The organism is Hyphomonas sp. GM-8P (genome assembly GCF_003263315.1).
In the GTDB taxonomy this organism is placed as follows: Bacteria; Pseudomonadota; Alphaproteobacteria; order Caulobacterales; family Hyphomonadaceae; genus Hyphomonas.
In genome coordinates this window covers 57912-83365 of the sequence record NZ_AWFE01000058.1, presented here as the reverse complement: position 1 = coordinate 83365, position 25454 = coordinate 57912, and the positions used below count along the sequence as shown (strand labels likewise).

The window sequence follows — 25454 nt, the reverse complement described above, 5'->3', positions numbered from 1 at the left end:
CATGTTGCACACCGACGCTTTTGCTAAGATGGTCCGCGAGAGGTGTTCGGGAGCGAACTGGGTGACCAAAGATGGAAAAATAACCGGACCGGAAGGTTACCTGCCAGCAACACTAGGCAATCTGCTTCGGCAGTGGCGCCAAGCGGCTGGCCTCAGCCAGCTGGATCTCGCCCTCGACCTTGGCACTTCCACACGCCACCTGAGTTTTCTCGAAAGCGGCAAGGCCCGCCCCAGCGAAGCGATGCTGAATGCCATAATGCTGGGGTTGGATGTTCCATCCTCCGAGCACAACACATTACGTCTGGCCTCAGGGTTCAAACCTCTGCCAGACATAAACCCAAAAGCTCCGCAGGAACGCGGGCAGGTGCGACGTATTATAGAACAGGTCAAAGTTGCGAATGCGAGCGTACCCCTTCTGGTCAAGGATCAGATTTGGGATGTCATCGATGCCAATGACCTGGCGCGCAACGTTTTCAGGGGATTGCTTGGCCGAGACATATTTGCCGCCTCTCCTTTCATAAACGTTCTGGAACTTGTTTTCGCCTCAGATCTTTTGCGGCCCAAACTGATAAACTGGGAGGAGATTGCCGACGCCACAGTCCGCCATGTCCGTTACGAGACGGGCCTCGCCAGCGAGAACCCTGCTTTCAGAGCAGTCCTCGAACGGGTTTCAACCATGCCCGGATTTGCCAGTCGCTGGACCAGTATTGCGACTGGAAGTGCCGGCGGGCTTGCCACCCGGTATATTTTTGACCTGCCGGACGGACAGCGAGCCTATGACTCCATCCTGACCTCGCTCGGCGCCCCATATGAATCATTATTGAGTGGCGTTCGCTTCGATACGTTTCACCCGGTAGCGACAAGCGTCAAATACTGATCGACCCACTGGCACGGGCACTCGACACACGTTACCAGATGCCATGACCCAGATCCCGAACCAGCGCCACCTGTTCGACATCCCCGACGATGTCGCCTATTTCAACACCGCCACGATGGGGCCGATGACGAAGGCCGCGGTCGAGGCCGGGCAGAAAGGCCTCGCGCGAAAGCTCCATCCGTGGACCATTCCGGACACGGAGTTCTTTGCCGATACAGAACGCCTGCGCCCACTGCTCGCAGAGCTGATCGGCGCGGACACAGACGGCATCGCCTTCTCGCCCTCCGTCAGCTATTCGCTGGCCACGGCGGCGCGGAACCTGCCCCTGTCGAAGGGGCAGGAAATCCTGCTGCTGGAGGATCAGTTCCCGTCCAACGTCTACACTTGGCGTCAACTGGCGAAGGAAACAGGCGCCACGATCCGCACGATCGGTGCCCACGACAACGAAACCCTGTCGGATGCATTGCTCGGCGCCATCGGGCCGCAGACTGGGCTCGTCGCTTGCGCGAATGTCCGCTGGACGGACGGGGCGGGCATGGACCTCATTGCCATCGGCAAGCGCTGCCGCGAGGTCGGCGCCGCCCTGGTGCTGGACCTGACGCAGAGCTGCGGCGCGCTCGCCTTCGACGTGAAGGACGTGCAGCCAGACTTCGTAGCCGTCGCCGCCTATAAGTGGCTGCTCGCACCCTACGCTACCGGCTTTTTTTATGTCGCCCCGCAGCACCGGAACGGCACGCCGCTGGAGCAGAACTGGATCACGCGGGAAGGCTCGTCGAACTTCGCGCGCCTGATCGACTATACCGACAATTATGGCCCCGGCGCCCAGCGCTTCGACATGGGCGAACGGTCCAACTTCGCCCTGCTGCCGGCGTTCGAGTCGGCGATTCGGACGATCCTCGACTGGGGCGTCGCCAACATCCAGGAAACGCTCGGCGCCCGGAACGCGACGCTGGCCGGAAAACTGGAGGCGATCGGGCTCGACTGTCCGCCGGCAAGTGTCCGCGGCGCGCATTATCTCTGCCCGCACCTCCCGGACAGCGTGCCGGCCGACCTTACGGCCCGGCTAAAGGAGGACGGCATCTATGTCTCGCGGCGGGGCGACCGGCTGCGCATCACCCAGCACCTCTTCACCAGCGATGCCGATGTGGAGCATTTTATCGCAAGGCTTGCGCATCATCTGAACGCCTGAGGTCACGCGATGATCCGGCATAGTCCGGTATGATCATGGCGTAATCTCCGGGTTCACGGGCGAATTACCCTACCGTCAGGCTTGCCCCGACCCGGCCGACGCGCCAAAACAGGCCAGCACATTTATTAGGAGGACTCCATGGCTAACCCACGCGTCGTCGCCTTCGATGACCTTGAATCCATTGCAGGTCAGGAAGTCGGCGTGTCCGACTGGCACCTGATCGACCAGGACCGCGTCAACCTGTTCGCCGACGCAACCGGCGACCATCAGTGGATCCACGTCGACGTCGAGAAAGCCACCAAGGCCATGGGCGGCCCGATCGCTCACGGCTTCCTCACCCTGTCCCTGCTGCCGATGCTGGGCGCCGAAGTCATGCGCGTGACCGGCACGACCCGCGGCATCAATTACGGCTCCGACAAGGTGCGCTTCACGAACATGGTGCCGGTCGGCTCCAAGGTTCGCCTGCGCCAGAAATGCCTGTCGGTGGAGCCGAAAGCCGGCGGCAAGCAGATGAAAATGGAAGCCACCGTCGAGATCGAAGGCCAGGAGCGTCCGGCCCTCGTCGCAGAGTCCATCACTGTCCTCTACGCGTAGGCCACTGAAGACGTGACACTTTTTCGGCCGCTCCGTCTTCCGGGGCGGCCGTTCTGTTTTTGGCGCTGGTGAAAAATGCCGCCGCCACGCCTATATGATCCTGCCCGGCTAAGGAGACCCCACATGACCCAGCGCATCGACCGTTCGGACCGCGAGTGGCGGGAACTGCTGACCGAAGAGGAATACCGCGTCGGCGTGAAAGAAGGCACAGAACGCGCCTTTACGCCCGGCAACTATAATGACGAAAAGCGCGCCGGCACCTATCACTGCAAGGGCTGCGACACCCCGCTCTGGTCGTCCGAGCACAAGTTCGACTCCGGCACCGGCTGGCCGAGCTACTGGCAGCCGATCACGCCCGGCGCGGTGGGCACCAAGACCGACTTCAAGATGATCATCCCCCGCACCGAGTGCCATTGCGCCACCTGCGGCCTGCACATGGGGCACGTCTTCAAGGACGGTCCGCCGCCGACCGGCGAGCGCTGGTGCATCAATGGGGTGGTCCTGGACTTCCGTCCGGACGAATAGGTCTGGACAGGCCCATCCTCCGCTGCTCCATTCGCAACCAAGGTAGGAACACTCTGGTTGGAGCAAAAAATGCGAAACTTTTCCCTGCTGGCTGGCGTCGCCGCAGCAGCCCTTCTCTCAGGATGTACAATGAACGAGAAAACTGACCTCGCCGCTGCACCGGCTGCCGAAGCGCCCGATACCGCGCCGGCAGCCCCAGTGGCAAAGCGGGTGGATTTCGAAATCACCCAGGTCGGCCGCACGCGTGTGGATCCGTATCACTGGATGAAGGATGACGCCTGGCAGGAAGTAATGCGCGACCCGTCCGTCCTGCGCGCAGACATCCGCGAGTACCTTGAAGCTGAAAACGCCTACACAAAGACAAACTTCGAGGAACCGACCGCGGAACTGCGGGAAACCCTGTTCCAGGAAATGAAAGGCCGGATCAAGGAAGACGACTCCACCGTTCCGGAGATTGACGGCCCATACGCCTATTATTCCCGTTACCGCGAAGGCGGCGAATATCCGATCATCGCCCGGAAGGACGCCGCCGATGCCTTCACTCCGGATGCCGAAGAGACCATTCTGCTCGACGGCGACAAGATGGCGGAAGGCACTGACTATTTCTCGTTCGGCAGCATCGATACCTCACCGGATCATAGCGTGATCGCCTACGCGCTCGATACACAGGGCAGCGAATTCTACACAGTCACGATCACCAATATCGAAACTGGCGAAGCAGCGGCAGAACCGATTTCGGACAGCTACGGCTCGTTCGAGTGGAGTGAGGACGGCAAGTCCATCTTCTGGGTGCACCGCGACGAGAACGCCCGGCCCGACGCCGTCTACGAGCGCGACCTCGAAACCGGCGAAGACACGCTGATCTATGAGGAAAAGGATCCCGGCTTCTTCGTTGGCGTTTCCAAGTCCGCCAATCGCGAGAAGATCTTCGTGACGTCCTCGAACCACACGACATCTGAGTGGCACTGGTTCGATGCGAGCGAGCACGCCCCGACGCTGCACACCATTGCTCCCCGTGAAAACGGCGTGGAGTATTCGGTCGTCGTCTGGGATGACCAATTCTACATTACCACGAATTCAGGCGGGGCCGTCGACTTCAAGGTCATGCGCGCGCCATTCGAAGCCAGTTCGCGTGATCATTGGGAAGAAGTCATTGCCCACCGGCCCGGCACATTGATTCTCGGCCTGCAGTCTCAGCAGGATTACCTCTCACGCATGGAGCGCGAGAACGGCCTGCCCCGGATCGTCGTACGGGCCCGCGGCGATGGCGCAGAGCATGAGATCAGCTTCGATGAAGCCGCCTACGATCTCGGGCTCGACTCTGGCTACGACTACGACGTGCCGATGCTGCGGTTTGAGTACGCCTCGCCCACCACACCGGACCAGGTCTACGACTACGACCTGAACACGCGCGAGCGCATCCTTCGCAAGACGCGGGAAGTGCCATCGGGCCACAATCCCGACGACTATGTCGCCGAACGCGTCATGGCGCCCAGCTGGGACGGCGTGGAAGTGCCCGTCACCCTGCTGCACCGCAAAGACACGCCGATCGACGGCACCGCGCCGATGCTGCTCTATGGCTACGGCTCCTACGGTATCACCATCCCGGCGGACTTCCGGACAAGCCGCCTGAGTCTCGTCGATCGCGGCTTCGTCTACGCCATCGTGCATCCGCGCGGCAGCATGGCGAAGGGCTATCAGTGGTACCTGGACGGGAAGCTCGAGAAGAAGACCAACACGTTCAAGGACTTCATCGCAGCCGGACACTACCTGGTCGACAATGGATATTCGGCGCCGGACAAGGTCGTGGCGATGGGCGGCTCCGCTGGCGGCCTGCTCATGGGCGCTGTCGCCAACATGGACCCGGAACTGTTCGTTGGCATGATCGCCGCAGTGCCGTTCGTGGACGTGATCAACACCATGTCTGACGAGAGCCTGCCGCTGACGCCGCCGGAATGGCCGGAATGGGGCAACCCGCTGATCAGCGCCGAAGACTACGACCAGATCGCCACCTACAGCCCGTATGACAATGTGAAGGCCCAGAACTATCCGGCGATGTTCATCACCGGTGGCCTTTCGGACCCGCGCGTGACCTATTGGGAACCGACCAAGTGGGCGGCAAAGCTCCGTCACGATGCGCCGGAAGGCGGACCGTACTTCCTCAAGATCAACATGGAAGCGGGCCATGGCGGCGCCTCAGGCCGCTTCGAAGGCCTGAAAGAAGTCGCCACGGAATACGCCTTTGCCCTCGCCGCAGTCGGCCAGATTGAAGACGTGGATTTGTCCAAGAAATAAGGCTTTCGGAGTGACGACCATTTCTCCGCACGACGGAGAAATGGTCGGAGCGGCGGGATTCGAACCCACGACCCCTAGTCCCCCAGACTAGTGCGCTAACCGGACTGCGCCACGCTCCGACGAGAGCGGCTTGTAACCAAGCCGCCCGGTGTGTGCAATGAATTATGTGGGTTCAGGCTGCGCGCCGCCCGAGCGCTGCGTCGATGCGGGATTTGATGTCGGTCAATTCCGTCAGAGCCCCTTCCAGACGAGCACGGCGATCGTCCGTCAGGCCTTTTGCAGCGTCTTCTGTGAACGCCTTCGCGACGCTCTCCTGAAGGTCCCGCGCCGGGCTGCTGCCGACAGGTGCACCTGCACCAAGCGTAGCCTCTCCATTCAGCACGGCAGACATGCCCTGTTCCGCAATCAGTGACTTGGCGCCCTTCAGAGTCATGCCGCGCTCATGCACCAGGATCTGGATGGCGCGTAGTGCGTCAACGTCCTGTGGACGAAACATGCGCCGCCCGTCGGGGCGCTTCACAGGGCGGACTTCACGCGGAAACTTGCTTTCCCAGTAGCGGATGACATGCGTCTCGATGCCGAGTTCCGAAGCTGCTTCTCCGATGGACCGGAATGCGGTCGCGGATTTTTCGATTCGGGCCCGGCTGGCGCTCATGTCTGTTCCTTCCTGGATATCTAATTATTGTCGACCTGCGCCTTCAGCATCGGCGACGGGCGGAAGGTGACAACGCGCCGTGCAGCGATCGTGGCCTCCTCCCCGGTTTTCGGATTGCGGCCCTCGCGGGCGGCCTTGGACCGCACCACGAAATTGCCGAACCGGGAGAGCTTCACTTCGTCTTCATGCTCCAGCGCCGCGCCGATCATATCCAGCGTCCGGTCGAGCAGATCCGACGATTCCTGCCGGGTCAGACCGACTTCGCTGACGATCTTGTCGGTCACTTCGGCGCGGGTGATGGTCTGGTTGGACATGGGATTCTCCCGATCTGGTTAAGATATAGCCAAGGATTGTTAACGGATTACTAGCGCATCCGTCAGCTAATATCCGTGAAATAATGGAGCTTGTCGCCTGAATTTAAAGGCGGAACAGGCTAGCGCCCCAGGAAAAGCCACCACCCATCGCCTCTGACAGGATCAGGTCGCCCTTTTTCGCCCGGCCGGAACGAACCGCATGGTTCAGCGCCAGCGGGATGGACGCTGCCGATGTATTGGCGTGCTCCTGGACAGTGACGATCACCTTCTCTTCGGCGATGTTCATCTTCTTTGCGACGCCATCGAGAATCCGCTTGTTGGCCTGGTGCGGCACGAACCAGTCGATGTCATCGCCTGTCAGGCCGGTCTCATCATAGATGGCCTGAATGGCGGACGAGATATTGGTCACGGCGTGCCGGAACACACGGTTCCCTTCCATGCGCACATGTCCGATCGTGCCGGTGGAGCTGACACCGCCGTCGACATAAAGAAGATCTGATTTCGTGCCGTCGGTCCGGATGTGGTGCGTGATCACGCCAGCGAGGTTGTCACCCGTCCACTCTTCAGCCTGCAACACAGCCGCGCCGCCGCCATCCCCGAACAAGACGCAGGTGCCACGGTCCGACCAATCGAGAATGCGCGTGAACGTTTCCGCGCCAATGACAATCGCTGTATTGAAGAGCCCCTGCCTCAACATGGAATCCGCCGTTGCCAGCGCAAACAGGAAGCCAGAGCAAACAGCCTGGACATCGAAAGCGGCGCCGCCCGTCATGCCAAGCTTGGCCTGGACGGCCGTCGCGGTGGCCGGAAAGGTCTGGTCCGGAGTTGTCGTCGCCAGCACGATGAGATCGACATCGGAGACCGGCACGCCGGCCGCCTCCAGCGCAGACCGGGCTGCAGCTGTCGCGATATCCGATGTCAGTTCACCTTCGGCAGCAACATGGCGGCGTTTGATGCCTGTGCGCTCCTGAATCCATTCATCGGATGTGTCGACCATTGCCGACAGATCGTCATTCGTCAGAACTTTTTCGGGAAGATAACCACCTGTCCCGCGGATGAAACTACGCCGTGCCATCTTGTTTCCTTCTTTGGGGTGGCTCACTCAGCCAGCCGCCGCCCCTTTCTTCTGGATACGCGCGAGATTTGCAGCAACCTCTTCCGGATAGTGACTTGTCGCAAGGTCTGCTGCCAGTCGGCATGCCGTGGCAAAGCCCTGCGCGTCTGTGCCGCCATGGCTCTTGACGGAGACACCGCCCAGGCCGAGCAGGACACCGCCATTGGCATTGCTGGGGTTCATCTGCTCACGGAGCTGTTTCAGGCCTGAAGAAGCAAGCACCGCCCCTGCCTTCGTCGCGAGGCTTTTCGTCAGGGCCTCCCGCACTCGAGTGCCCAGCATACGGGCCACCCCCTCACCCGTTTTCAGGGCCACATTTCCTGTGAAGCCGTCAGTCACAACCACGTCGACAGCGCCCATGGAGATATCATCGCCCTCGACGAAGCCCCGATAATCGAGGTCCAGACCGGAAGTCCGCAGGATCTCGTGGGCCTGGCGCACTTCGTCATGCCCCTTCATTTCTTCTGAGCCAATGTTCAGCAGGCCGATCGTCGGACGCTCCTTGCCCAAGGTCGCACGGGCGTATGCCTCGCCCATGATCGCAAACGAGACCAGCTGTGCGGCATCTGCCTCAACATTCGCACCGACATCCAGAACGACTGAGCGTCCAGCGAGGGTTGGCCACATGGCTGTCATGGCTGGTCGGTGCACGCCATCCATCTTGCGCAAGACAAGCATCGAGATGGCCATAAGCGCGCCGGTATTCCCTGCAGAGACAGAGGCGTTCGCACGGCCTTCTTTCACGGCTTCCAGCGCATTCCACATGGAGGAGCCTTTGCCACGGCGCAGCGCCTGGCTTGGCTTCATGTCGCTGGTGATCTTGTGCTCGCAGTGGACAATTTCGCAACGGGCCGAAAGCCCGGCATGCGCGGCCACCAGCGGGGTCAGGGAAGGCTCGTCACCAAACAGCAGGACGCGGGAATCAGGACGCTCCTTCAGGAATACTGCAACGCCATCGACGATCACGCCCGGTGCGTGGTCCCCGCCCATTGCATCAACTGACAGGATCGTTCCGCGAGTCATGGTGCCTTCCGGATTCAGGCCCTGCTGAGAGCCGTTCGCGCTGTTTAAGGCGCGCCTCAGACCTTGGCAACGCCGGGTCTGCTTGTCGCAGGGAAGGTCTGCCAAGGAGCCGTGCCAGACAAAAAGGCGTCTGAAGTGGCTGTCTCGAACGCTTTGGCGACTGCTACCAGATATTGTGAAAGCTCCGCTTCACGCCCAGCAGTTGCAACACCATTCCGCTTCAGGACCTCTTCAAGTGCACCAGCGCGCTCAATGGTTGGCCGGGAAAGAGCATCTGCGGTTGAGGTGCCGAGACCGTAATAATGCTCGCCCAGCTTGCGAACTTTCCGGGCAATTGACGCGTCGCCGACCCCGGTTTCCCGCAAAGACGCGTCAAACCCGTCGAAAACACGAGCGTGAATCAAATGCGGTAGCCGTTGCAGCACTTTTTCCGGTCTCCTGGTCAACTGCCAGACAAGCACAGCGGCGTGGAGACCAACCATCTGGACGCGATGATCCATGTCATCCGGCACGACGCCTGCTGCATAAGCTTCCGGAGAGAGCGCAGCGCCCATCAGGCCTCGATACAGTGTATCGGCCCGTCGCTTTTGTGCGTTAGCGTTCCGAAACGGGTTCCAGATGCCTGCCAAAGGTATTCTCCTGCACTGATGCGCTTGCCAAAGCCGTATCGCTACCGCTAGGTCTGACGCGGACCACTATCAGGAGTTTGCCGATGGCGCGACGCGCAATTCTGGCCGTAGGCCTTCTGGCCCTTCCGCTGACTGCGTGCCTGACGCCCAGCCGCGACTACCATGGCTATGTCGCTGACGAGGCGCAGCCCGGTGACATCCAACCCGGCGAAGACACGCGCTCGACCGTGCTGGCACAGCTCGGCTCCCCGTCGACCAAGAGCCTCTTCGACGACAACACCTGGATCTACATGTCCGAACTTCAGGAGCGGATCGCGTTCTATCGCCCCAAGGTGAAAACCCGGAAAATTACAGCCATCGCGTTCGGAACCGACGACAAGGTTGAAGAAGTTCTCGAATACAGCGCAGAAGATGGCCAGGTGATTAATTACGCTTCGCGTGAAACCCCGACTCGTGGACGCGAACTGGGCCTTTGGGAGCAGATCTTCGGCTCGGTCGGCAATGTTCGCCTGCCGAATTCCGACGAGATTACCCCAGATAATCCGACGGGACGACGCCGCTAGCGGACTTTTTGTGCAGCGCAACAAAAGCGTCTTTAGATCACCCTTCTGGCGAGTCTAAGGAAAATATAATTCGTCAAACAGGCGTATTCGCGGTAATAATTCTTCATAAGCTCCATAGGAGCAGCTGGGCGGCGCGACAGCCCCGGGCATTTCCGAGAAAGCGGCCCGCTCACCCAGCGAACCATGCCATCGGCGTGTTTTGCAGGGATGCAAGGAGATTGGGTTATGGCAATCAGGTTCTCCCTGTTCGGCCGGCGGACAAGCGCCCCGAGTTCCAGACAGTCCCGCGCCTATGCGTCGCTCAAGGACGCAGCTGCGGAAGCGGGTCTGCTGCCACCAACTGAGACGGTGAAACATATCCGGGACCGTGCACGCGAACGGCTGGCGCGCGCCGATCAGGCCTTCGACCAGTTCGAAGGAACAGAAAATATAAACTGACATCTACGTCAGGCGGCGCTGAACATGCCCCGCGCAAGCGCTTCGATATCGGTTATCAAATCGATATGGCCGTTGGCTGTGCGGCTATCGTCCCGCGTCGAGCCTCCGATTTGACCTGTATCTGCTCTCTGCATTTTGAACACGACCGCTTCGCGGGCCCGGCTGACCCGGCTTTTGATCGTGCCTGGCGAGCAGTTGCAGATCTCACCCGCTTCTTCATAGGTATAACCGGCCGCGACGACGAGAATCAGCGCCTCGCGCTGCACATCCGGCAGATCGGACATGGCTGCCTGCAGAACCTTGAAATCTATCCTGGCATCCAGATCGGCTGGCGCCACCAGCGTATTTTCAGCAACTTCCTGTTCGAGCGGCGCTGAACGCCATGAACGCCGGGAATACTGATAAAATTCGTTTCGAAGAATTCGGAACAGCCATGGCCGCATCGGCGCACCCGGCTCGAAAGAATCGATCGCTTGCCAGGCTTTCAAACACGTATCCTGAACAAGATCATCCGCGAGTTCGCGCTCACGACACAAACTCCGGGCAAAGGCCCGCAACTCCGGAATCAGCCGCTCAAGTTCATCAACGAACGACCATTCATTTTCGGAACCCGGCAGTTCTTCCTGACAAACCGGAGACACTTTGGTCACAATCAACGGCCTTTCTTTTGTTGTTCCTCTATACGCAACTTTTCGATCATTTCCTTCAGACGCTCAGGCAGAGGTTCATCCAATACAGGCTTGAAGTTTGCTCGCAGCGCGTCGCCAATTGCTCCTTCCAATACCCTCTGTCTTGCTAGTGATGGTGCCGTGCGCTTGAACGGCTCGATTGTCGCCACCCGCGACCTCGCCAGATACCCCAATAGAATGTCCCCACAGTGCTTCACCTAGGACTCATGAACGTACCCAATCGCTCATTTGCCCAACAATGACCTAAAAGGTGCCCTTATGGGGTTAAGAATGCGTTCATAAACGACCGTGTTTCGTCACGACAGGATAGCTAAACGGTTTTATTGCCATTTTGTTATTCTATGGAATCTACAAGATATAATCCTAATCCAAGAAGGCCGCTGCGTGTTATACGAACTCGTTACCAAGGAATTGCCTTATCTGCGCCGTTATTCCCGGGCGATGACAGGCGACCAAGTGACAGGAGATCTGTGCGTCGAAGCCATGCTTCAGGAGTATGTCCTGAAGCCGCAGCCATCAGATGCACCACTTCCAAAAGATCGAATCGACCTGTTTGCGCTACTTGATTCAATCCTCGCAGACCCAGCCCAGTTGCCCACGCCGACTGAGTCTATTCCTGCTTTTCAGAGTCTGTCATCACTGTCCCGTCGCGCGCTGTTTCTGACTGCCGTCGAGCAGCTGGAATCGGGCGCTGTGGAAATGATTCTTAAAATCGGGCCAGAAGACCTGACGAACATTCTGAAAGAGGCCGAACGAGACCTTGCTTCTTCGCTGGCAACGGACGTTCTGATCATTGAAGATGAAGCGATGATTGCCTTCCAGCTGAAGGAGATCATTGAAAGCCTGGGCCACAACATGGTCGCCCGGGCAACCACACGGGAAGAAGCGGTCAGAGAAGCTCGTGCGACCAGTCCGGGTCTTATGCTGGTTGATATTCAGCTTGCAGATGGTTCATCCGGCCTGGACGCAATGGACGAGATCATAAAGTTCCACAAAGCTCCCAGCATCGTTATCACCGCCTTTCCGGAACGCCTACTCTCAGGCCGCGCCAATGAGCCTGCTTTTCTCATCCCCAAGCCATTCCGGGCCGATCACGTGAAAACGGTTATCAGCCAGGCCCTTCTGACCAAAGCGGCGAGCTAGCTTTCTGCCGGCCAGTTATCGTCCACTTCCGCTTCCTCGATGACGAGTTCGATCGGCACGGTATACTCGATCGTCAGCCCGGTATCCTTGTAGTCGCGTGTCACTTTCGCATTGGGCAACATTTCTGTCAGGCGCGTACCAAACCCAACTCTTTTGGGCGGTTTGACCCCGGTCAGGCCTGATTCGACCCACAGGACCCGAAGCAGGTTTCCCGATACGCTCCATTCCACATCCAGCTGGCCTTCCGGTTGAGAAAAGCAACCATGTTTCAGCGCATTGGTGACGAATTCATGGATGACCATGCCGCCATCCCTGGTTGACTTCAGCGTAAGCTGAACATCTTCTCCCTTCAGATTGTATCGGATAGCTTTCTGACTCGAAATTTGAGCCAGTTCGTCTTCAAACAAGCTCCTCAACTGCAGGCCCTTCAATCCCGAAGATGACATGCGCGAATAGATTCTTGCCATTGAATCAATGCGGCTGCAGAAATCATCCGTGAACTGCTCTACTGACGTTGCCGAAGCACTTGTGATCCGGGCCGTTGCAAGGATAACAGAGACAAAATTCTTCACCCGATGGTCCAGCTCAGCTGTCATGACATCATGACTTTGCTGGAGTTCAACCAGGTGGGTGATGTTCTCCACACGCTGGACAACATACTGAACCTGCCCATCGGATCCATAGAATGGTTCCTGAGTGGACTGCCAGTGTATTGGACGACTGGTACCGTCCCGCCCTTTGACAATGGACTTCTGAACTTCGGAACGCGTTCTCTTTCCCTGGAAGGAAAGTATCCAATTCTTCCGGAAAGATGCCTCGACCTCCGGAGCCACATCGAACACATCGAACACATTCCTGCCGATCAGCTGCTCTTTCAAAACGCTGAACGATTTGCAGTATGCCGCATTTGCAAAAACAAAGCGCAAATCCCTGTCCAACGCCATGGTCGGGACCATCGACTGTTCGACAAATCCAGCGACAACGTGCTGGCTGACTTCAGCTGCACTCGTGTCCGAATGTTCTGGAGTGGGCAAAGCCGACATTGCGCCGTTCCTCACACTGATGCTCGATAGGAAGCTTTTATTATTGCTCTATCCTGACGACAGAGTCTGCATAGGCCGTTAATCCATCACCAGCCGTAAAATGCAGAAGAGCCATGGGGCAGGCATGTCCGTTTCGGCTGGGGCACTTTTGGCGAGGCTTCGATCCTTGCCCGGCAGCGGCTGGATGACCAACCGCCACAGGCGGAAATGCCTTAACTCTTTCTGAGATTAAATTGGAGCGGGCGATGAGATTCGAACTCACGACCCCAACCTTGGCAAGGTTGTGCTCTACCCCTGAGCTACGCCCGCGTCCTGATAGGGTATGCGGCAACCGGGGCTGCCGAGAGGCGTGATTAAGCGCATAGCGCACGGCTTTGCAAGGCCGAATTTCGGCGCCACTGCACAAATCATCCGCGAAGGACGGGGCGGATCTGATCGGGGCGCACTTCTCTCCCTTCAATATCCACAAAAGCAGCGCGGATCGCTGATTTGGAGCCTGCTTTTGTGAAACTGATTGGCGGCGTTTCCCCCTGACCAAGCCAGGCATCGCCCCACTGGGTCAAGCCGATAAGAATCGGTCGCAAAGACAAACCCATGGGAGACAGGACATATTCCGGACGGGAGCGTTTTCCCGGCGATTTATAAGTTCGTTTCGTCAACAGGCCGTCTTCGACCAGCTTTTTTAGCCGGCCAGACAAGACTGTGCGCGGACAGGCAAGTTCGGCCTGAAAGTCGTCGAACCGGCGCACTCCATAAAGTGCGGCACGCAGGATCAGCAACGTCCATCGGTCCCCGACCACATCAATCGCCTTTGCGAGATTACAGGCGTCCGGCTGAACGGGTGAGCGGCGGGCAAGAGGAATCTGCGTCATATCCAACTCCTGAATGGGTTCGCATTTGAAATCCAGACTTCTTCGCGAAGCCTTCACGTTTTTGCCGCAAGGCACAGGCAGACGCTCCCTTGAAACCGAGGTCCCGATGCTGCGCCGCTCAATTCACTTTGCCACCCTGCTTCTGCTCGCAACCTGCACCGGTACGCCGGACATGCCGGAGGCGCCCAGGGTCGCCATGCCAGACGCAGACTCAGCCTGGAGTCTGGACACGGTCGCAGAGCGCCTTTCCGAGGCTTCCTGCCCGGCAGGAACTGGCTATTCGACTCCAGCCCCGATCAGGATTTCCGCCAGTCCAATCGAACTTGGGCCTGAAGACGAGATCGCCAAGCGACTTTCCGATGATGTATCGTATGCTGGTGGATGGGCACTGACGTCGGATAATGCGAGCTTTGGCGGCCTTTCCGATCTCGCACTCGACGGCGACGGCAACCTGCTCGCGGTTGCCGATGATGGTGCGTTTGTCTGGATCAACCTTGAGAACGACACACCCAACGGTAACGGTCAGCTTGCCTACATGCTGGGAGCAGACGGTAATCTGCTCCAAGGCAAGTCATTGGGGGATGCTGAGGGTCTGGCGGTCCGGAATGGTCTTGCCATAGTCAGTTTTGAGCGCACCCATCGCATCTCGGCATTTGACCTGGATCGCTGCGGGGCGGCCGCGGTCGAGGCCTCCATCAGCCCGTTGCCGGACACATATGCAGACCGCCTCGTCGATGAGAATCGCGGTGCTGAAGCCCTCACAGTCACTCCAGAAGGCAATATCCTGTTCGGGTACGAGACAGTGGAGAACGGTCATTCGCCTATCGGCGCGGTGGCAAACCTCCAGGAAGCTGGCTGGACAGACGAAGTCGCGCCCAATCCGGCCGGTTACGCCTTTGTCGGGTTTGATACTGTTCAAATTGACGGCGAGGACGAGACCTTCTGGCTATTCCGCAGCTACGATCCCATCCGCGGCAATCGCAATGTGTTGCACTGGCGGAACGGCGACAGGGAGATCGTTCTCACCCGCCCGCTGGCTGTCGACAATTACGAAGGCATCACCGTCATGGACCTTGGAGACGGTATGGCCCGGGTCTGGATTATCTCCGACGATAATTTCAATCCACAGCAGCGCACGCTCCTGCTCGCCTTCGACATTGCAGTCGCTTCAGAATAATCCCGCTTACAATCGAGCGCGTTCACGCCTACATCTGATCTTGCACAAGGGCTGCGGCGTGCGCGAAGGGACTGATCTCCGGCGACCTTACTTTCCGTCAGGGAGCTGGCAATCTGGATGGGGCCGTGGCCCCGTCTCATCCGGCGCCCACCTAGTCTCTAGGTTGACGGGAGTGAATATGCCCTGCGGCGGTTGCGGTTCTTGTGCACATTTCCCGCAGCCTTTGCGTTTAAGAGGGCGTGACGCCCTGGCCGGACCTCTCTAAGGCTGGCTGCATGACCTCAGCTCCGCCCGATAAGATCCAACTACGACACCGAATGCGCACCATTCGCGCCGAAGCCGCTGCGCGCGATCCCGACGCTGCAGAGAAAATCGCTGACCTGTTTCCGATGAAATTGCTGCAGCGCTACGGTCCGGTCGTTTCCGGCTATGTCCCGATCAATGAGGAACTGGACCCTATGCCGCTGATGAAGCGGCTGGCTGACGCAGGGGCTGAACTGTGCCTGCCTCGGATGTTGCCGAAAGGCGGGATTTCATGGCGCCTGTGGAGCTTTGGCGAACCGCTGGAGCGACGCCCGTTCGGCTTAAGCGAACCCACGGAGGATGCTCCTGAAGCCCACCCAACGCTTATCCTGACCCCATTGCTGGCGTTCGATGCGAAGGGCAATCGCCTCGGCTATGGTAAAGGCCACTACGATCAGGCGCTGCAAACGTTAAGATCCGAAGGCCGGGCATTTGCCTGTGCGGTAGCTTATGCCGCCCAGCAGATCGACGATGTTCCTGCTGAACCGCACGATCAACCGCTTGATTGGGCCATCACTCCGGCAGGCTCCATTCCGCTGTTCATGATGCGCAATATGGCGGCTCTGAAACAGGGTTAATGGCCCGTTTCTTGCGATGGCCCGAATTGAGATCGGACCATCGAATGCCAACAGACACTACAGATCGCAGCCTGAAGAACTTCTTACAGGACTGGCAACCCCGGGCCGTCGTGGCTGCGGTTGTGGTGGCTTTTGCCCTTTGCGTCGCCATTTTTTCGGCTCTTCGACACCCGTCGGAACCTCCCGAGTCACCCACCAACCGGGCTGCTGCCCCGCGGGTCGCCGACATGGCCCCCGTGGTCCCCTGGATCCCCAACCGCTCGGTAAACACACATCAGAAAATTCCTGCACGCCGGGAAGGTCCCTACACTCTGCAGCCTGATGCACCGATGCTGAAGTCAGATGGCGCGTTCATTTCCATTCTCGGAAACGGCCTGCCAGCAGAGCGATTTTACATTTCCGAGCATAGCAATGACGACAGTTTCCAGGGCGGCGACTGGGTTCGCGAAAATGTGGTGTCTGGTCCTGACGGGCTCCGTCTGGACGTCACAGCGACGGGAAATCCGAAAAAGCCGTACGGACTGGCAGAGGTCTCGGTACTCGGCACCTATGGTTACGGTCGCTATGAAACGATCATGCGCCCGGCAAAGGGATCCGGGCTTGTGTCAGCTTTTTTCACCTACACCGGCCCCTATTTTGGCAACCCGCATGACGAGATCGATATCGAATTCGTCGGGAAAGACACCAGCATCGTTGAGCTGAACTACTTCCATAAAGGCAAAACCGGCAACAGCGCGCGGATCAAATTGCCGTTTGACGCTTCCCAGCAGGATCACCTCTATGCTTTCGACTGGAAACCTGAAGGCATCAGCTGGTATGTCGATGGGAAGCTGATCTACCAGACGCCGGTGAACGATCCGCATTTGCCCAAGAATGCCGGGCGACTGTTCGTGAGCAATTGGACCGGAAAGAAAGAACTGCAGCAATGGCACGGCGCTCCGGACTTCGGTGACCGCGGTTCAGCTTACTATTCCTGCATCTCCTACACGCCGCTTGGCGAGAATACTCGCCGCTGTGCTGATATTTTCCAGCCCGGCACGCAATTCCCGGCAGCCGGCGAATGAGACATCCATAAAACGGCGCCACTCCACCGGAGCAGCGCCGCTTTGTTTGAATACAATAAAGATACTCTATTATTCGTCGATGACCTGCGAACGGGCTTCCGGAAGCAAGACCGCCATTTGCTCGCGGATCTCCGCATCGCTGGTGCCCGTCTTGGCCTTGTCGAGGTCTGCACGAACCTTGCGGAAAACATCCTCGTCGCCTGCTTCTTCGAGGTCCGACAGTACGACCGTTTTCGCATAGGCTTCTGCGTCGTCTTCCCCCATGCCCATGACACCCGCGGCCCACAAGCCGAGCAGCTTGTTCCGCCGGTTCATGACCTTGAACTGTTGTTCCTCGGTGAGCGCAAACCGCGCTTCTTCCGCGCGCTCCCGATCGTTGAATGTGCTCATCACAGGACCTTTCCAATAACTAGACCTTGGCGGGATATAGAGTCCTCGGCAAGGTGTGTGCAATAATTGTTTCCCGCGACGGATTGGCGTAACAGGAGCCGCTAGCGGAGGGGCTGCGGCGATTCCTGTCCAGTGAGACCGTCCCGGCCCCATTACAGGGGCTCATGAAAGGGGTTTATCCATGAACAAACGGCGTGTCGTTTATGAAGGCAAGGCCAAGATTCTCTATGAGGGTCCGGAGCCAGGCACCCTTATTCAGTATTTCAAGGATGATACGACGGCTTTTGACGCCCAGAAGCGCGCTGTTCTGGATGGCAAAGGCGTTCTGAACAACCGCATCAGCGAGTTCATGATGACCCGCCTGGCTGGCGTTGGCATTCCGACCCACTTCATCCGCCGCCTCAATATGCGTGAGCAGCTGATCAAGAAGGTCGAGATCATCCCCCTGGAGGTTGTGGTGCGCAATGTGGCTGCGGGCTCTCTGGCCAAGCGTCTCGGCATTGAAGAAGGCCAGGTCCTGCCTCGTCCGATCGTCGAGTTCTACTACAAGGACGATGCGCTGCATGATCCGCTGGTGACAGAGGAACACATCGCCGCCTTCGGCTGGGCCGGCCCTCAGGAATATGACGATCTGGTTTCCCTCGCCCTGCGCGTGAATGATTTCATGTCAGGCCTGTTCGCAGCCGTGGGTATCCGCCTGATCGACTTCAAGCTGGAATTCGGCCGCTATTTCGAGGGCGATGCGGAGATCCCGCGCATTCTGCTGGCCGACGAGATCAGCCCAGATTCCTGCCGCTTGTGGGACTTCGAAACAGACGACAAGCTGGACAAGGACCGCTTCCGCCGCGACCTCGGCGGGGTAACAGAAGCCTATGCAGAAGTCGCGCGCCGCCTCGGAATTATCCGGGAATCCGGAGAAACCGACAACGTCGTCAGCTTCAACAGCGGCAAGTAAACCGGACTACCCTGTTACTGCCGAAAATATTCCAATCGCCGGGCAATTGCGCTAGATGAGGCGCGACTCGCACCCCGCCAGGAGACCATCGGATGAAAGCCATTGTGCATGTTGCCCTGAAGAACGGCGTGCTGGACCCTCAAGGCAAGGCAGTTGCCGATACGCTGGCACGTATGGGGTACAAGGAAGTGGAAGGCGCCCGCATCGGCAAGGTCATTGAACTCGACCTCGAAGATGGGCTCAGCGAGGCAGACGCAAATACCCGCGTCAAAGAGATGTGCGAGAAACTCCTCGCGAACACTGTGATCGAAAGCTATCGCATCGATCTTCAGGGCTGATCGGCTTCCTCGTCCTTGCGCACATAACGCCCGACAAACCAGTCAGACCATTTGCCCGTTTCGGTGTCTTTTTGCCGGAAGTGCTGTGTGACTGAGCCATCTGCATTCAGAGTCCACTCCCCCGTGAATGGCGCCACGCCGACTCCACCACGATTGCGGATCTCTCCCTCCAGCAGCATGGATCCGGTATCGGTCGGCCCGCCGGAATAGTCGATTATACCGCCTGCATTCACCCAGATCTGGCGCCATTTCCCGGTACCGGGATCGAAGAAATTGTAGCTTTGTCCGGTACCGCCCCCGCTATTGGTCCAGTGCTCAATCAGGAGACAACCATGCTCCGCTGGCTGGATCGAATTCGTGCCCGCGAGATTTCCGGCCTGGTCGTAAACGTTCCAGTCCCCAATCCAGAAATCGAACTGGTGATAAACCGCGTCACTGCATGGCGGCGGTGGGTTAGCGGCTGGCGCCGGCGTGGATTGACCGGCCTCGACGGTTAAAGCCAAACAGGCAGTCACAGCAAGCGCCGGTAAGACGAGTATTTTTCGCATGGGGCTTCTCCGGTATCTTCCAAAAGAAAGCCAGACATAGCTCCCATAATCAAATCACTATCGATTTCCGGATAGGCGTTCTGGTCTCAACACCAAAATATAAGTGAGCATTCACTTGCATATATTGCATTTCGTGCTATCTGTTTAAGTGAGCACGGAGCCTTCTATGACAAGAAATATCGCGGCGACCAATACCACTGCCAAGAAAACGCGGGCGCGTAATGCGCGGCCAAAAATCGAGCGCGCGGCGTTGAAACTCTTCGTCCATGAGGGGGTGGATGCCGCAACAACGCGAGAGATCGCTGAAAAGGCCGGCGTGTCGGAAGGAGCGCTGTACCGGCACTACAAAGGCAAGGACCAGCTGGCCCTCAGTCTGTTCATGGAAACCCACAATCGCCTGGGCCAGATGATGCAAGAAGCCCTCTCCGGGGACGGCACGCTGGAAGACAAAGTGCACGCAGCCGTGAAAGCCTATTGTGAACTGGCGGATGAAGACTTCCTTCTGTTCTCTTTCCACCTTGTCTCACTCAACCGGTACCTTCCCTACGATAAAAAGCGCGAGGACGATCCCGTCTCCATTACAGAACGCATCATCGACGGATTGATGAATGAAGGCATGATCCCAAAAGGGGACCCTGCGCTGAAAGCGGCGATGGCACTCGGTGTGGTGATGCAGGCCGGTCAGAACAAGATCTACAACCGGTTGCCCGGTCTTTTCGCTCAGCATGCTGACGCTATGGCACGCGCCGTCGTGGCCGTGCTGAAATCAGAATAATCGCCCACGATTGCCACAAGACAAAAGGAAACTCGCCATGCGCGCAGCCCTGTTTACATTTGTCTATTACCTGCTTTCTGCCCTTTACGTTCTGACCTCTGTGCCCTTCCTCATTCTGCCAGGGCACACACCAGTTCGGGCGATCATCCGCAGCTATACCCGCGCCATGAACCTGAACCTTCGGTGGGTGGCAGGTATCCGCAAAGAAGTGCGAGGCCGGGACCAACTCCCCGAAGGGGCATTTATCCTTGCATCAAAGCACCAGAGCTGGGGGGACGGCTACCTTGTGTACCCGGAGGTCAAGAATCTCGCCTTCGTGACGGGTGACCATCTGGAGAAGTTTCCGCTCGTCGGCGGTATCCTGCGCAAGCTGGGAGCCATTGTAATCGACACCTGCGGTGGTGGGGACCGCAAGGCGGCATCCCTGCGCGAAGGCATGGAACGGGCCAAGCAGGACGGCCGGCGCATTCTCATCTATCCCGAAGGTCATCTGGCACCGGTCGACTATCACTTCCGTTACAAGCCCGGCGTCTGGCACATGGCGCAGGCCATGCAGGCACCAGTCGTACCGGTCGCGACCAATATCGGCCTATACTGGCAGCAGCAGGAAAAGGAAAAACGTGCCGGCACGGCGGTCATCGAATTCCTCGAGCCTATCCCCTGGAACTTGCCGAAAGAGGAATTCATGGAACGCCTCACTGAAGTGGTGGAACAGCGGACCGCTGAACTGGTCGCAGAAGGCCGCGGCACGCCGGTCAAACGCGCCACTCTGATCCCTGATCCGCCGAAGGGCATGGAAGCCAGCCCGACGATGTCCGATCTCGCGGCCTTCAAGAAGGCTTAGGCAACCGGTCCGAGCAGCGCCGCCCGCCACAATTCGCATTTCCGTTCGAAAGTCATCGAAGCATAGGCCGGGCTCGTGGAGGGCACAGCTGTCGATACAGCGCCGGCGGGTGAATATGCAGCGGCGTATTTGTCGAAACTCTTCGCAGCCTTACCGCCATTCAGTGCGATACGGCGGATCTTTGGATGAGTGGCAAAGAAGTCCGAAAAATCGTTCGCCACTTCGGCCTTGATGTTCGCGTCGAGGCTACCTTCGCGCCGGCAAAGCTGCAGGACATCCCAAACTGCAACGCCATTTTCCATAAGGATCGCCTGGCGCTCAGCATAGGGCTTTTCCGGTCCTGCTCCGAACAGTTCACCCATGATCGGCCAGAACGCGTTCCGGCCGTGGGCATAGTACTGACCTGCTTCCAGGGACGCGACGCCAGGCATACTTCCAAGAATAAGACGCTGAGCGTCCGGCGCGGCTATCGGATCGAAGCCCTGAATGATCAAGGCAGACCTCCTGCCCAGTGGGTCAGCTTTACGCTTCAGCGGCAGGGACGATCGTCACGCTCTCGCCACAGCCACAGGCATCTGTCTGGTTTGGATTGTTGAAGACAAACTTCTCGTGCAGCGGCGTCACTTCAAAATCGACTTCACTGCCTAGCAGGAAAAGTACAGCTTTGGCGTCAATCAGGATGGTGACGCCATTGTCTTCGACCACTTCGTCCAGCGGTTCCGGCGCCATGGCATAGTCCATGACGTATTCCATGCCGGCACAGCCGCCATTCTTCACGCCGACGCGCAGATAGCCTGCGCCGCGTTCTTCCATGATCTCTTTCACACGCGCGGCAGCGGCGTCTGAGAGCTTTACGGGCTTGGGTCTTGGTCGTCTGGCCATGAGGGAAAGATAGGGGCGCACCCCTTCCCGTTCAATCAAAGCATGTTCAGCGCGAGGCGGGCTTCGTCGGACATGCGCGACGGATCCCATGGCGGATCGAAGGTCAGCTGGACTTCGACATCCTTCACGCCTTCGACGGTGCGGGCGGCATTCTCCACCCATCCCGGCATTTCGCCGGCCACCGGGCAACCGGGCGCAGTAAGTGTCATTTCGATATCGACCTTGCGGTCATCATCGATGTCGACTTTGTAGATCAGGCCAAGTTCGTAGATGTCGACCGGGATCTCCGGATCGAACACGGTCTTGAACGCAGCGATCAGCGCATCGGTGATCTGGTTCAGCTCATCCTGTGGAATCGCTGAAGGCGCTGCAGTTTCAGCGGCAGCGTCCACGTCTCGGGAGGTCATGTCATCGGCCATATGAGCCACCTATACCAGCATTTTCCGGGCCTTGGCGAGCGCCTCTATGAAGGCATCGACTTCGGCCAGGGTGTTGTAGATGGCGAAGGAGGCGCGGGCTGTCGAGGGGACGCCGAGATGTTCCATCAGCGGCTGGGCGCAATGATGTCCTGCGCGGATCGCGACGCCGTAGCGGTCCAAAATCTGAGCAATATCATGAGGATGTGCGCCTTCGAGGCTGAAGGTCAGCACGGCACCCTTGCCCGGCGCTTCGCCATGGATCCTGAGGCCGTTGATGCCGCGCAGCCCCTCCACGGCATGACTGTACAGGACCATCTCGTGTGCATGCACTGCTTCTGAGGGATGACTGCGTATCCAGCCCAGGGCTGCACCAAGGCCAATCGCTTCCAGGATTGGCGGGGTGCCGGCCTCGAATTTGTGCGGGGCCGTATTGTAGGTGACGCGGTCGCGGGTGACGATCTCGATCATCTCCCCGCCGCCCTGATACGGTCGCGCCCGGTCCAGCGCTTCCGCCGTGCCATAGAGCACACCGATGCCCGTTGGCCCGTACAGCTTGTGGCCGGTCATGACATACCAGTCGACACCAAGCGCCTGTACATCCACCGGGATGTGCACAGCGGCCTGGCTGCCATCAGCCAGCACTTGTGCACCGGCGTCATGCGCCAGCCGCACGATTTCCGCCATGTCGGTCACCGTGCCCAGCACGTTCGACATGTGTGTCATGGCGACGAATTTCGTCTTCGGCCCGATAACCTCCGCCAGTTCGGCCATGTCGAGCGCGCCATCATCGGTCAGGCCGACCCAGCGCAGTACCGCGCCGTGGCGTTCACGCAGGAAGTGCCAGGGGATGATGTTCGAATGATGCTCCATCACCGACAGGACGATCTCGTCGCCGGGCTTGATCTCGCCCGCCAACGCCGAGGCAACCAGGTTGATCCCCTCGGTCGATCCCTTGGTGAAGATGATGTTCTCGTGGCCGGGGGCGTTGAGGTAGGCCCGCGCGGATTCACGCGCCGCCTCATAGGCTTCGGTCGCCTCGTTCGACAGCGTGTGGATACCGCGGTGCACATTGGCATAAGCGGTACGCGACTGGTTCGCGACCGCATCGATCACGGCATTCGGCTTCTGGGCACTTGCCGCATTGTCCAGATAGACCAGCGGATAGCCGTTCACTTCCCGCGACAAGATCGGGAATTCCGCCCGGATGGCGTCGATATCCAGAACCGTACTCATCGTGCCAGCCATGCCCGCGCCTGCACCCGCAGGACGTCTTCCAGCTCGCCCGCCTCTTCCAGCGCCTCGGCGATGAAGGCTTCGGTCAGCAGGGCGCGCGCCTCTTCTTCGGCAATGCCACGCTGGCGCATGTAGAACATCTGGTTCGCATCGAGCGCACCGGACGTGTTGCCGTGCGCGCATTCCACGTTATCGGCATAGATTTCGAGTTCGGGCTTCGCGAAGACTTCGGCGCCCTCCTCTAGCAGCAGCGCATTGTGCTGCATGTCGGCATCGGTCTTCTGGCCGACATTTCGCGGCACGAAGAACTTGCCCTGATAGACACCGCGCCCACCGTCCAAAACCGCGCCCTTGGTCAGCTGGCGCGTCACGCAGGACGGCGCACCATGGCGCACTTCGGTTGTGATGTCGGCATGATGGCCGTCTGCGCAGAGATAGGCTGCGTTCAGCGTGGCCTTCGCGCCGGTCTCCTGATGGGTCAGGCGCGTTTCCAGCCGCGTGAGCTTGCCACCAAAGGCCAAGGTCGTCTGACGATAGTCGGCGCCTTCATCGAGCTGGACAGCAGCCGTTGCCGCCAAAACCTCTGCCTTCCCGGTCCGCTGGTAGACAGTGCGCGAACACTCCGCGCCCGCCTGCAGCGAGAATTCCATGAGCGAGGCCGTGAAGCCCGCACCGCCGAGATAGGACTCGCTGACGGCCAGCTTGGCTCCGGGCCGCACGATAATCTGGACGCGGGCAAAGTTTGCTTCGCCAGCGCCGGAGAAACGGAAATGGAGCCGCGGCAGGTCCTGCCCGGTCACTTCAATCATCAGCGTGCCAGGTTTGGTCTTGCCGCCAGCCAGAGCCGCGGCGAGCGCGCCAAGCGGCATGTCTTCCGATGCGCCAAAGGCTTGCGCCTCCGGTTTGGCCAGCACGCGGATGCCTTCCGGCAGGCTCTCCGCCCAGGTGAAGCCGGTGGGCGTGAAGCTAAACAACACGGCGTCGTCTGCTGGCAGCGGGTCTTGCGCGGTACCAGGCTGCGCCGGGGTTTCGATCACAGGAAGCGACGCCTTGAAGTCGCTCCAGTGCCAGCCTTCCACACGACGGTGAGGCAAGCCGCCCTTGGCAAAGGCTTCAAACGCTCGCTCGCGGCGCGCGTCTTCCGGCAGCATGCCGTAGCGCGCGATGAGCTCCAGCTCCGCCGCGTTGGGGTTGGCAATCAGGTCGCGCAGCGCGGTGCTCACACCGCTTCTCCCACGACGCCTTCATAGCCCTCGGCTTCCAGCCGGTGGGCGAGGTCCGCCCCGCCGGTCTTGATGATGCGGCCGGCGGACAGAACGTGCACCTTGTCCGGTTTGATATAGTCCAGCAGGCGCTGATAGTGGGTGATTACCAGCATGCCGCGCTCCGGGCTGCGCATGGCGTTCACGCCTTCGGCCACGGTTTTCAGCGCGTCGATGTCGAGGCCTGAATCGGTCTCGTCGAGGATCAGGAAGTTCGGCTCCAGCATCATCATCTGATAGATTTCGAGGCGCTTCTTCTCACCGCCCGAGAAGCCGACATTCACCGGGCGCTTCAACATCTCCGCATCCAGTTTCAGCTGTTTGGCAATTTCGCGGGACTTCTTGATGAAGTCTGGCGCGGAAATCTCGTCCTCGCCGCGCAGCTTGCGCTGGGAATTCATGGCCGTCCGCACGAAGGTCATCACCGGCACGCCGGGGATCTCGACCGGGTACTGGAAGGACAGGAACATGCCTTTGGCGGCGCGCTCTTCCGGCTCCATAGACAGGATGTCTTCGCCGTTCAGCGTGACGCTGCCGCCAGTGACTTCATAGCCGCTGCGGCCGGTCAGCACATAGGACAGGGTGGATTTGCCGGCGCCATTGGGACCCATGATGGCGTGCACCTCACCTGCGGGCACCTCAAGGGTCAGCCCGTTGATAATCTGCTTGGCCTCTTCAGCCTCGCCCACGGTGGCGGTCAGGTTCTCAATCTTCAACATGGGG

32 protein-coding genes and 2 tRNA genes are annotated in these 25454 nt (G+C 59.1%); 15 read left to right on the top strand and 19 right to left on the bottom strand.

The genetic code is table 11. The features are described 5' to 3' along the window. Nucleotides 1-61: 61 nt before the first annotated feature. From HY26_RS05580 to HY26_RS05560, 5 genes are all read left to right on the top strand, one after another. The gene (locus tag HY26_RS05580; RefSeq protein ID WP_158531428.1) at nt 62-877 is read left to right on the top strand and encodes a helix-turn-helix domain-containing protein; all 816 of its coding nucleotides are present in this window, start codon (nt 62-64) and stop codon (nt 875-877) included. Nucleotides 878-920: 43 nt separating this feature from the next. Further along, nucleotides 921-2066, top strand: a complete 1146-nt coding sequence (locus HY26_RS05575) for an aminotransferase class V-fold PLP-dependent enzyme (protein WP_034762804.1) — start codon at nt 921-923, stop codon at nt 2064-2066. 138 nt (nt 2067-2204) lie between these two features. Continuing rightward, nucleotides 2205-2660 (top strand): MaoC family dehydratase, encoded by a 456-nt coding sequence (locus HY26_RS05570; RefSeq protein WP_034762806.1) that lies wholly within the window; start codon nt 2205-2207, stop codon nt 2658-2660. 123 nt (nt 2661-2783) lie between these two features. Further along, nucleotides 2784-3185: a peptide-methionine (R)-S-oxide reductase MsrB gene (gene msrB, locus HY26_RS05565; RefSeq protein ID WP_112073092.1), complete on the top strand. Its 402-nt coding sequence runs from the start codon at nt 2784-2786 to the stop codon at nt 3183-3185. Between the two features lie 129 nt (nt 3186-3314). Beyond that, the gene (locus tag HY26_RS05560) at nt 3315-5480 is read left to right on the top strand and encodes a S9 family peptidase (RefSeq protein ID WP_034762810.1); all 2166 of its coding nucleotides are present in this window, start codon (nt 3315-3317) and stop codon (nt 5478-5480) included. Nucleotides 5481-5521: 41 nt separating this feature from the next. On the opposite strand, the gene HY26_RS05555 is transcribed toward HY26_RS05560, so the two are convergent. The 6 genes from HY26_RS05555 to HY26_RS05530 form a co-directional block, all read right to left on the bottom strand. Next, nucleotides 5522-5599 (bottom strand) — tRNA-Pro (locus HY26_RS05555). Nucleotides 5600-5652: 53 nt separating this feature from the next. Continuing rightward, nucleotides 5653-6135 carry a MerR family transcriptional regulator gene (locus tag HY26_RS05550; protein ID WP_034762812.1) on the bottom strand — a complete coding sequence of 161 codons (483 nt, stop codon included), beginning with the start codon at nt 6133-6135 and terminating at the stop codon, nt 5653-5655. A 20-nt stretch (nt 6136-6155) separates the two neighbouring features. Beyond that, nucleotides 6156-6449 carry an integration host factor subunit alpha gene (locus tag HY26_RS05545; RefSeq protein ID WP_034762814.1) on the bottom strand — a complete coding sequence of 98 codons (294 nt, stop codon included), beginning with the start codon at nt 6447-6449 and terminating at the stop codon, nt 6156-6158. A gap of 103 nt (nt 6450-6552) precedes the next feature. Further along, nucleotides 6553-7524 carry a beta-ketoacyl-ACP synthase III gene (locus HY26_RS05540; protein ID WP_034762816.1) on the bottom strand — a complete coding sequence of 324 codons (972 nt, stop codon included), beginning with the start codon at nt 7522-7524 and terminating at the stop codon, nt 6553-6555. A gap of 27 nt (nt 7525-7551) precedes the next feature. Continuing rightward, complete coding sequence (gene plsX, locus HY26_RS05535; RefSeq protein ID WP_034762818.1) at nt 7552-8586, bottom strand: phosphate acyltransferase PlsX; 1035 nt, start codon at nt 8584-8586, stop codon at nt 7552-7554. Nucleotides 8587-8642: 56 nt separating this feature from the next. Beyond that, complete coding sequence (locus HY26_RS05530) at nt 8643-9215, bottom strand: ubiquinol-cytochrome C chaperone family protein (protein WP_139068734.1); 573 nt, start codon at nt 9213-9215, stop codon at nt 8643-8645. Between the two features lie 83 nt (nt 9216-9298). On the opposite strand from HY26_RS05530, the gene HY26_RS05525 reads away from it, so the two are divergent. Then, nucleotides 9299-9778, top strand: coding sequence for an outer membrane protein assembly factor BamE (locus HY26_RS05525; protein WP_034762824.1), 480 nt, complete (start codon nt 9299-9301; stop codon nt 9776-9778). A 225-nt stretch (nt 9779-10003) separates the two neighbouring features. Next, a complete protein-coding gene (locus HY26_RS05520; RefSeq protein ID WP_034762826.1) occupies nt 10004-10216 on the top strand; it encodes a hypothetical protein in 213 nt (70 codons plus the stop codon). Nucleotides 10217-10224: 8 nt separating this feature from the next. Here the strand turns inward: HY26_RS05520 and HY26_RS05515 are convergent, their stop codons facing one another. After that, a complete protein-coding gene (locus tag HY26_RS05515) occupies nt 10225-10857 on the bottom strand; it encodes a sigma-70 family RNA polymerase sigma factor (RefSeq protein WP_081812974.1) in 633 nt (210 codons plus the stop codon). Nucleotides 10858-10868: 11 nt separating this feature from the next. Beyond that, nucleotides 10869-11054: a NepR family anti-sigma factor gene (locus HY26_RS18830; protein ID WP_139068735.1), complete on the bottom strand. Its 186-nt coding sequence runs from the start codon at nt 11052-11054 to the stop codon at nt 10869-10871. Nucleotides 11055-11289: 235 nt separating this feature from the next. Here HY26_RS18830 and HY26_RS05510 point away from each other — a divergent pair, with 235 nt between their 5' ends. Next, nucleotides 11290-12048, top strand: a complete 759-nt coding sequence (locus tag HY26_RS05510; RefSeq protein ID WP_034762829.1) for a PhyR family response regulator anti-anti-sigma factor — start codon at nt 11290-11292, stop codon at nt 12046-12048. Here HY26_RS05510 and HY26_RS05505 read toward each other — a convergent pair. The 3 genes from HY26_RS05505 to HY26_RS05495 form a co-directional block, all read right to left on the bottom strand. Next, a complete protein-coding gene (locus HY26_RS05505) occupies nt 12045-13091 on the bottom strand; it encodes a sensor histidine kinase (protein ID WP_034762830.1) in 1047 nt (348 codons plus the stop codon). The genes HY26_RS05510 and HY26_RS05505 overlap by 4 nt on opposite strands. 234 nt (nt 13092-13325) lie before the next feature. Then, nucleotides 13326-13400: transfer RNA gene (locus tag HY26_RS05500), tRNA-Gly, on the bottom strand. Between the two features lie 98 nt (nt 13401-13498). Next, nucleotides 13499-13963 (bottom strand): helix-turn-helix domain-containing protein, encoded by a 465-nt coding sequence (locus HY26_RS05495; protein WP_034762832.1) that lies wholly within the window; start codon nt 13961-13963, stop codon nt 13499-13501. A gap of 106 nt (nt 13964-14069) precedes the next feature. Between HY26_RS05495 and HY26_RS05490 the strand changes: the two genes are divergently transcribed. The 3 genes from HY26_RS05490 to HY26_RS05480 all read left to right on the top strand — a co-directional run bounded on the left by HY26_RS05490 (nt 14070) and on the right by HY26_RS05480 (nt 17085). Further along, on the top strand, nt 14070-15140 hold the full coding sequence (locus HY26_RS05490) for an esterase-like activity of phytase family protein (RefSeq protein WP_158531426.1): 1071 nt from the start codon (nt 14070-14072) through the stop codon (nt 15138-15140). Between the two features lie 275 nt (nt 15141-15415). Next, nucleotides 15416-16021 (top strand): 5-formyltetrahydrofolate cyclo-ligase, encoded by a 606-nt coding sequence (locus HY26_RS05485; protein ID WP_034762838.1) that lies wholly within the window; start codon nt 15416-15418, stop codon nt 16019-16021. Between the two features lie 329 nt (nt 16022-16350). After that, entirely contained in the window at nt 16351-17085 is a 735-nt protein-coding gene (locus tag HY26_RS05480) for a family 16 glycosylhydrolase (RefSeq protein WP_051599629.1), read from the top strand. A 69-nt stretch (nt 17086-17154) separates the two neighbouring features. On the opposite strand, the gene HY26_RS05475 is transcribed toward HY26_RS05480, so the two are convergent. Beyond that, the gene (locus tag HY26_RS05475) at nt 17155-17475 is read right to left on the bottom strand and encodes a DUF1476 domain-containing protein (RefSeq protein WP_034762840.1); all 321 of its coding nucleotides are present in this window, start codon (nt 17473-17475) and stop codon (nt 17155-17157) included. Nucleotides 17476-17656: 181 nt separating this feature from the next. Between HY26_RS05475 and purC the strand changes: the two genes are divergently transcribed. Together purC and purS are read left to right on the top strand one after the other, a co-directional pair. Continuing rightward, nucleotides 17657-18430 (top strand): phosphoribosylaminoimidazolesuccinocarboxamide synthase, encoded by a 774-nt coding sequence (purC, locus tag HY26_RS05470; protein WP_034762844.1) that lies wholly within the window; start codon nt 17657-17659, stop codon nt 18428-18430. A gap of 92 nt (nt 18431-18522) precedes the next feature. Further along, nucleotides 18523-18768: a phosphoribosylformylglycinamidine synthase subunit PurS gene (gene purS / locus HY26_RS05465; RefSeq protein ID WP_034762847.1), complete on the top strand. Its 246-nt coding sequence runs from the start codon at nt 18523-18525 to the stop codon at nt 18766-18768. On the opposite strand, the gene HY26_RS05460 is transcribed toward purS, so the two are convergent. Continuing rightward, nucleotides 18759-19316, bottom strand: coding sequence for a hypothetical protein (locus HY26_RS05460; RefSeq protein WP_051599631.1), 558 nt, complete (start codon nt 19314-19316; stop codon nt 18759-18761). The genes purS and HY26_RS05460 overlap by 10 nt on opposite strands. Nucleotides 19317-19482: 166 nt before the next feature. Between HY26_RS05460 and HY26_RS05455 the strand changes: the two genes are divergently transcribed. Further along, the gene (locus HY26_RS05455; RefSeq protein WP_051599632.1) at nt 19483-20091 is read left to right on the top strand and encodes a TetR/AcrR family transcriptional regulator; all 609 of its coding nucleotides are present in this window, start codon (nt 19483-19485) and stop codon (nt 20089-20091) included. Nucleotides 20092-20128: 37 nt separating this feature from the next. Next, nucleotides 20129-20935: a 1-acyl-sn-glycerol-3-phosphate acyltransferase gene (locus HY26_RS05450; RefSeq protein WP_034762850.1), complete on the top strand. Its 807-nt coding sequence runs from the start codon at nt 20129-20131 to the stop codon at nt 20933-20935. On the opposite strand, the gene HY26_RS05445 is transcribed toward HY26_RS05450, so the two are convergent. The 6 genes from HY26_RS05445 to sufC are packed head-to-tail and all read right to left on the bottom strand — an operon-like array spanning nt 20932 to nt 25450. Beyond that, entirely contained in the window at nt 20932-21429 is a 498-nt protein-coding gene (locus HY26_RS05445; RefSeq protein ID WP_034762852.1) for a DNA-deoxyinosine glycosylase, read from the bottom strand. The genes HY26_RS05450 and HY26_RS05445 overlap by 4 nt on opposite strands. Before the next feature lie 28 nt (nt 21430-21457). Next, a complete protein-coding gene (locus HY26_RS05440; protein ID WP_034762854.1) occupies nt 21458-21817 on the bottom strand; it encodes an iron-sulfur cluster assembly accessory protein in 360 nt (119 codons plus the stop codon). A gap of 35 nt (nt 21818-21852) precedes the next feature. After that, on the bottom strand, nt 21853-22236 hold the full coding sequence (locus HY26_RS05435) for an SUF system Fe-S cluster assembly protein (RefSeq protein WP_034762856.1): 384 nt from the start codon (nt 22234-22236) through the stop codon (nt 21853-21855). 9 nt (nt 22237-22245) lie between these two features. Beyond that, nucleotides 22246-23481 (bottom strand): cysteine desulfurase, encoded by a 1236-nt coding sequence (locus tag HY26_RS05430; protein WP_051599635.1) that lies wholly within the window; start codon nt 23479-23481, stop codon nt 22246-22248. Beyond that, nucleotides 23466-24692, bottom strand: a complete 1227-nt coding sequence (locus HY26_RS05425; protein ID WP_034762858.1) for a SufD family Fe-S cluster assembly protein — start codon at nt 24690-24692, stop codon at nt 23466-23468. The genes HY26_RS05430 and HY26_RS05425 overlap by 16 nt, the downstream gene beginning before the upstream one ends. Beyond that, entirely contained in the window at nt 24689-25450 is a 762-nt protein-coding gene (sufC, locus tag HY26_RS05420) for a Fe-S cluster assembly ATPase SufC (protein WP_034762860.1), read from the bottom strand. Before sufC ends, HY26_RS05425 begins: the two co-directional genes overlap by 4 nt. Between the last annotated feature and the right edge of the window lie 4 nt (nt 25451-25454).

Excerpts from the sequence above, each read along its gene's own strand:
- HY26_RS05575 (WP_034762804.1), top strand. The coding sequence starts at position 921 with ATGACCCAGATCCCGAACCAGCGCCACCTGTTCGACATCCCCGACGAT.
- HY26_RS05570 (WP_034762806.1), top strand. The coding sequence starts at position 2,205 with ATGGCTAACCCACGCGTCGTCGCCTTCGATGACCTTGAATCCATTGCA.
- msrB (WP_112073092.1), top strand. The coding sequence starts at position 2,784 with ATGACCCAGCGCATCGACCGTTCGGACCGCGAGTGGCGGGAACTGCTG.
- HY26_RS05560 (WP_034762810.1), top strand. The coding sequence starts at position 3,315 with ATGAACGAGAAAACTGACCTCGCCGCTGCACCGGCTGCCGAAGCGCCC.
- HY26_RS05550 (WP_034762812.1), bottom strand. The coding sequence starts at position 6,135 with ATGAGCGCCAGCCGGGCCCGAATCGAAAAATCCGCGACCGCATTCCGG.
- HY26_RS05545 (WP_034762814.1), bottom strand. The coding sequence starts at position 6,449 with ATGTCCAACCAGACCATCACCCGCGCCGAAGTGACCGACAAGATCGTC.
- HY26_RS05540 (WP_034762816.1), bottom strand. The coding sequence starts at position 7,524 with ATGGCACGGCGTAGTTTCATCCGCGGGACAGGTGGTTATCTTCCCGAA.
- plsX (WP_034762818.1), bottom strand. The coding sequence starts at position 8,586 with ATGACTCGCGGAACGATCCTGTCAGTTGATGCAATGGGCGGGGACCAC.
- HY26_RS05525 (WP_034762824.1), top strand. The coding sequence starts at position 9,299 with ATGGCGCGACGCGCAATTCTGGCCGTAGGCCTTCTGGCCCTTCCGCTG.
- HY26_RS05520 (WP_034762826.1), top strand. The coding sequence starts at position 10,004 with ATGGCAATCAGGTTCTCCCTGTTCGGCCGGCGGACAAGCGCCCCGAGT.
- HY26_RS05505 (WP_034762830.1), bottom strand. The coding sequence starts at position 13,091 with ATGTCGGCTTTGCCCACTCCAGAACATTCGGACACGAGTGCAGCTGAA.
- HY26_RS05495 (WP_034762832.1), bottom strand. The coding sequence starts at position 13,963 with ATGACGCAGATTCCTCTTGCCCGCCGCTCACCCGTTCAGCCGGACGCC.
- HY26_RS05490 (WP_158531426.1), top strand. The coding sequence starts at position 14,070 with ATGCTGCGCCGCTCAATTCACTTTGCCACCCTGCTTCTGCTCGCAACC.
- HY26_RS05485 (WP_034762838.1), top strand. The coding sequence starts at position 15,416 with ATGACCTCAGCTCCGCCCGATAAGATCCAACTACGACACCGAATGCGC.
- HY26_RS05480 (WP_051599629.1), top strand. The coding sequence starts at position 16,351 with ATGCTGAAGTCAGATGGCGCGTTCATTTCCATTCTCGGAAACGGCCTG.
- HY26_RS05475 (WP_034762840.1), bottom strand. The coding sequence starts at position 17,475 with ATGAGCACATTCAACGATCGGGAGCGCGCGGAAGAAGCGCGGTTTGCG.
- purC (WP_034762844.1), top strand. The coding sequence starts at position 17,657 with ATGAACAAACGGCGTGTCGTTTATGAAGGCAAGGCCAAGATTCTCTAT.
- purS (WP_034762847.1), top strand. The coding sequence starts at position 18,523 with ATGAAAGCCATTGTGCATGTTGCCCTGAAGAACGGCGTGCTGGACCCT.
- HY26_RS05460 (WP_051599631.1), bottom strand. The coding sequence starts at position 19,316 with ATGCGAAAAATACTCGTCTTACCGGCGCTTGCTGTGACTGCCTGTTTG.
- HY26_RS05455 (WP_051599632.1), top strand. The coding sequence starts at position 19,483 with ATGACAAGAAATATCGCGGCGACCAATACCACTGCCAAGAAAACGCGG.
- HY26_RS05450 (WP_034762850.1), top strand. The coding sequence starts at position 20,129 with ATGCGCGCAGCCCTGTTTACATTTGTCTATTACCTGCTTTCTGCCCTT.
- HY26_RS05440 (WP_034762854.1), bottom strand. The coding sequence starts at position 21,817 with ATGGCCAGACGACCAAGACCCAAGCCCGTAAAGCTCTCAGACGCCGCT.
- HY26_RS05435 (WP_034762856.1), bottom strand. The coding sequence starts at position 22,236 with ATGGCCGATGACATGACCTCCCGAGACGTGGACGCTGCCGCTGAAACT.
- HY26_RS05430 (WP_051599635.1), bottom strand. The coding sequence starts at position 23,481 with ATGGCTGGCACGATGAGTACGGTTCTGGATATCGACGCCATCCGGGCG.
- sufC (WP_034762860.1), bottom strand. The coding sequence starts at position 25,450 with ATGTTGAAGATTGAGAACCTGACCGCCACCGTGGGCGAGGCTGAAGAG.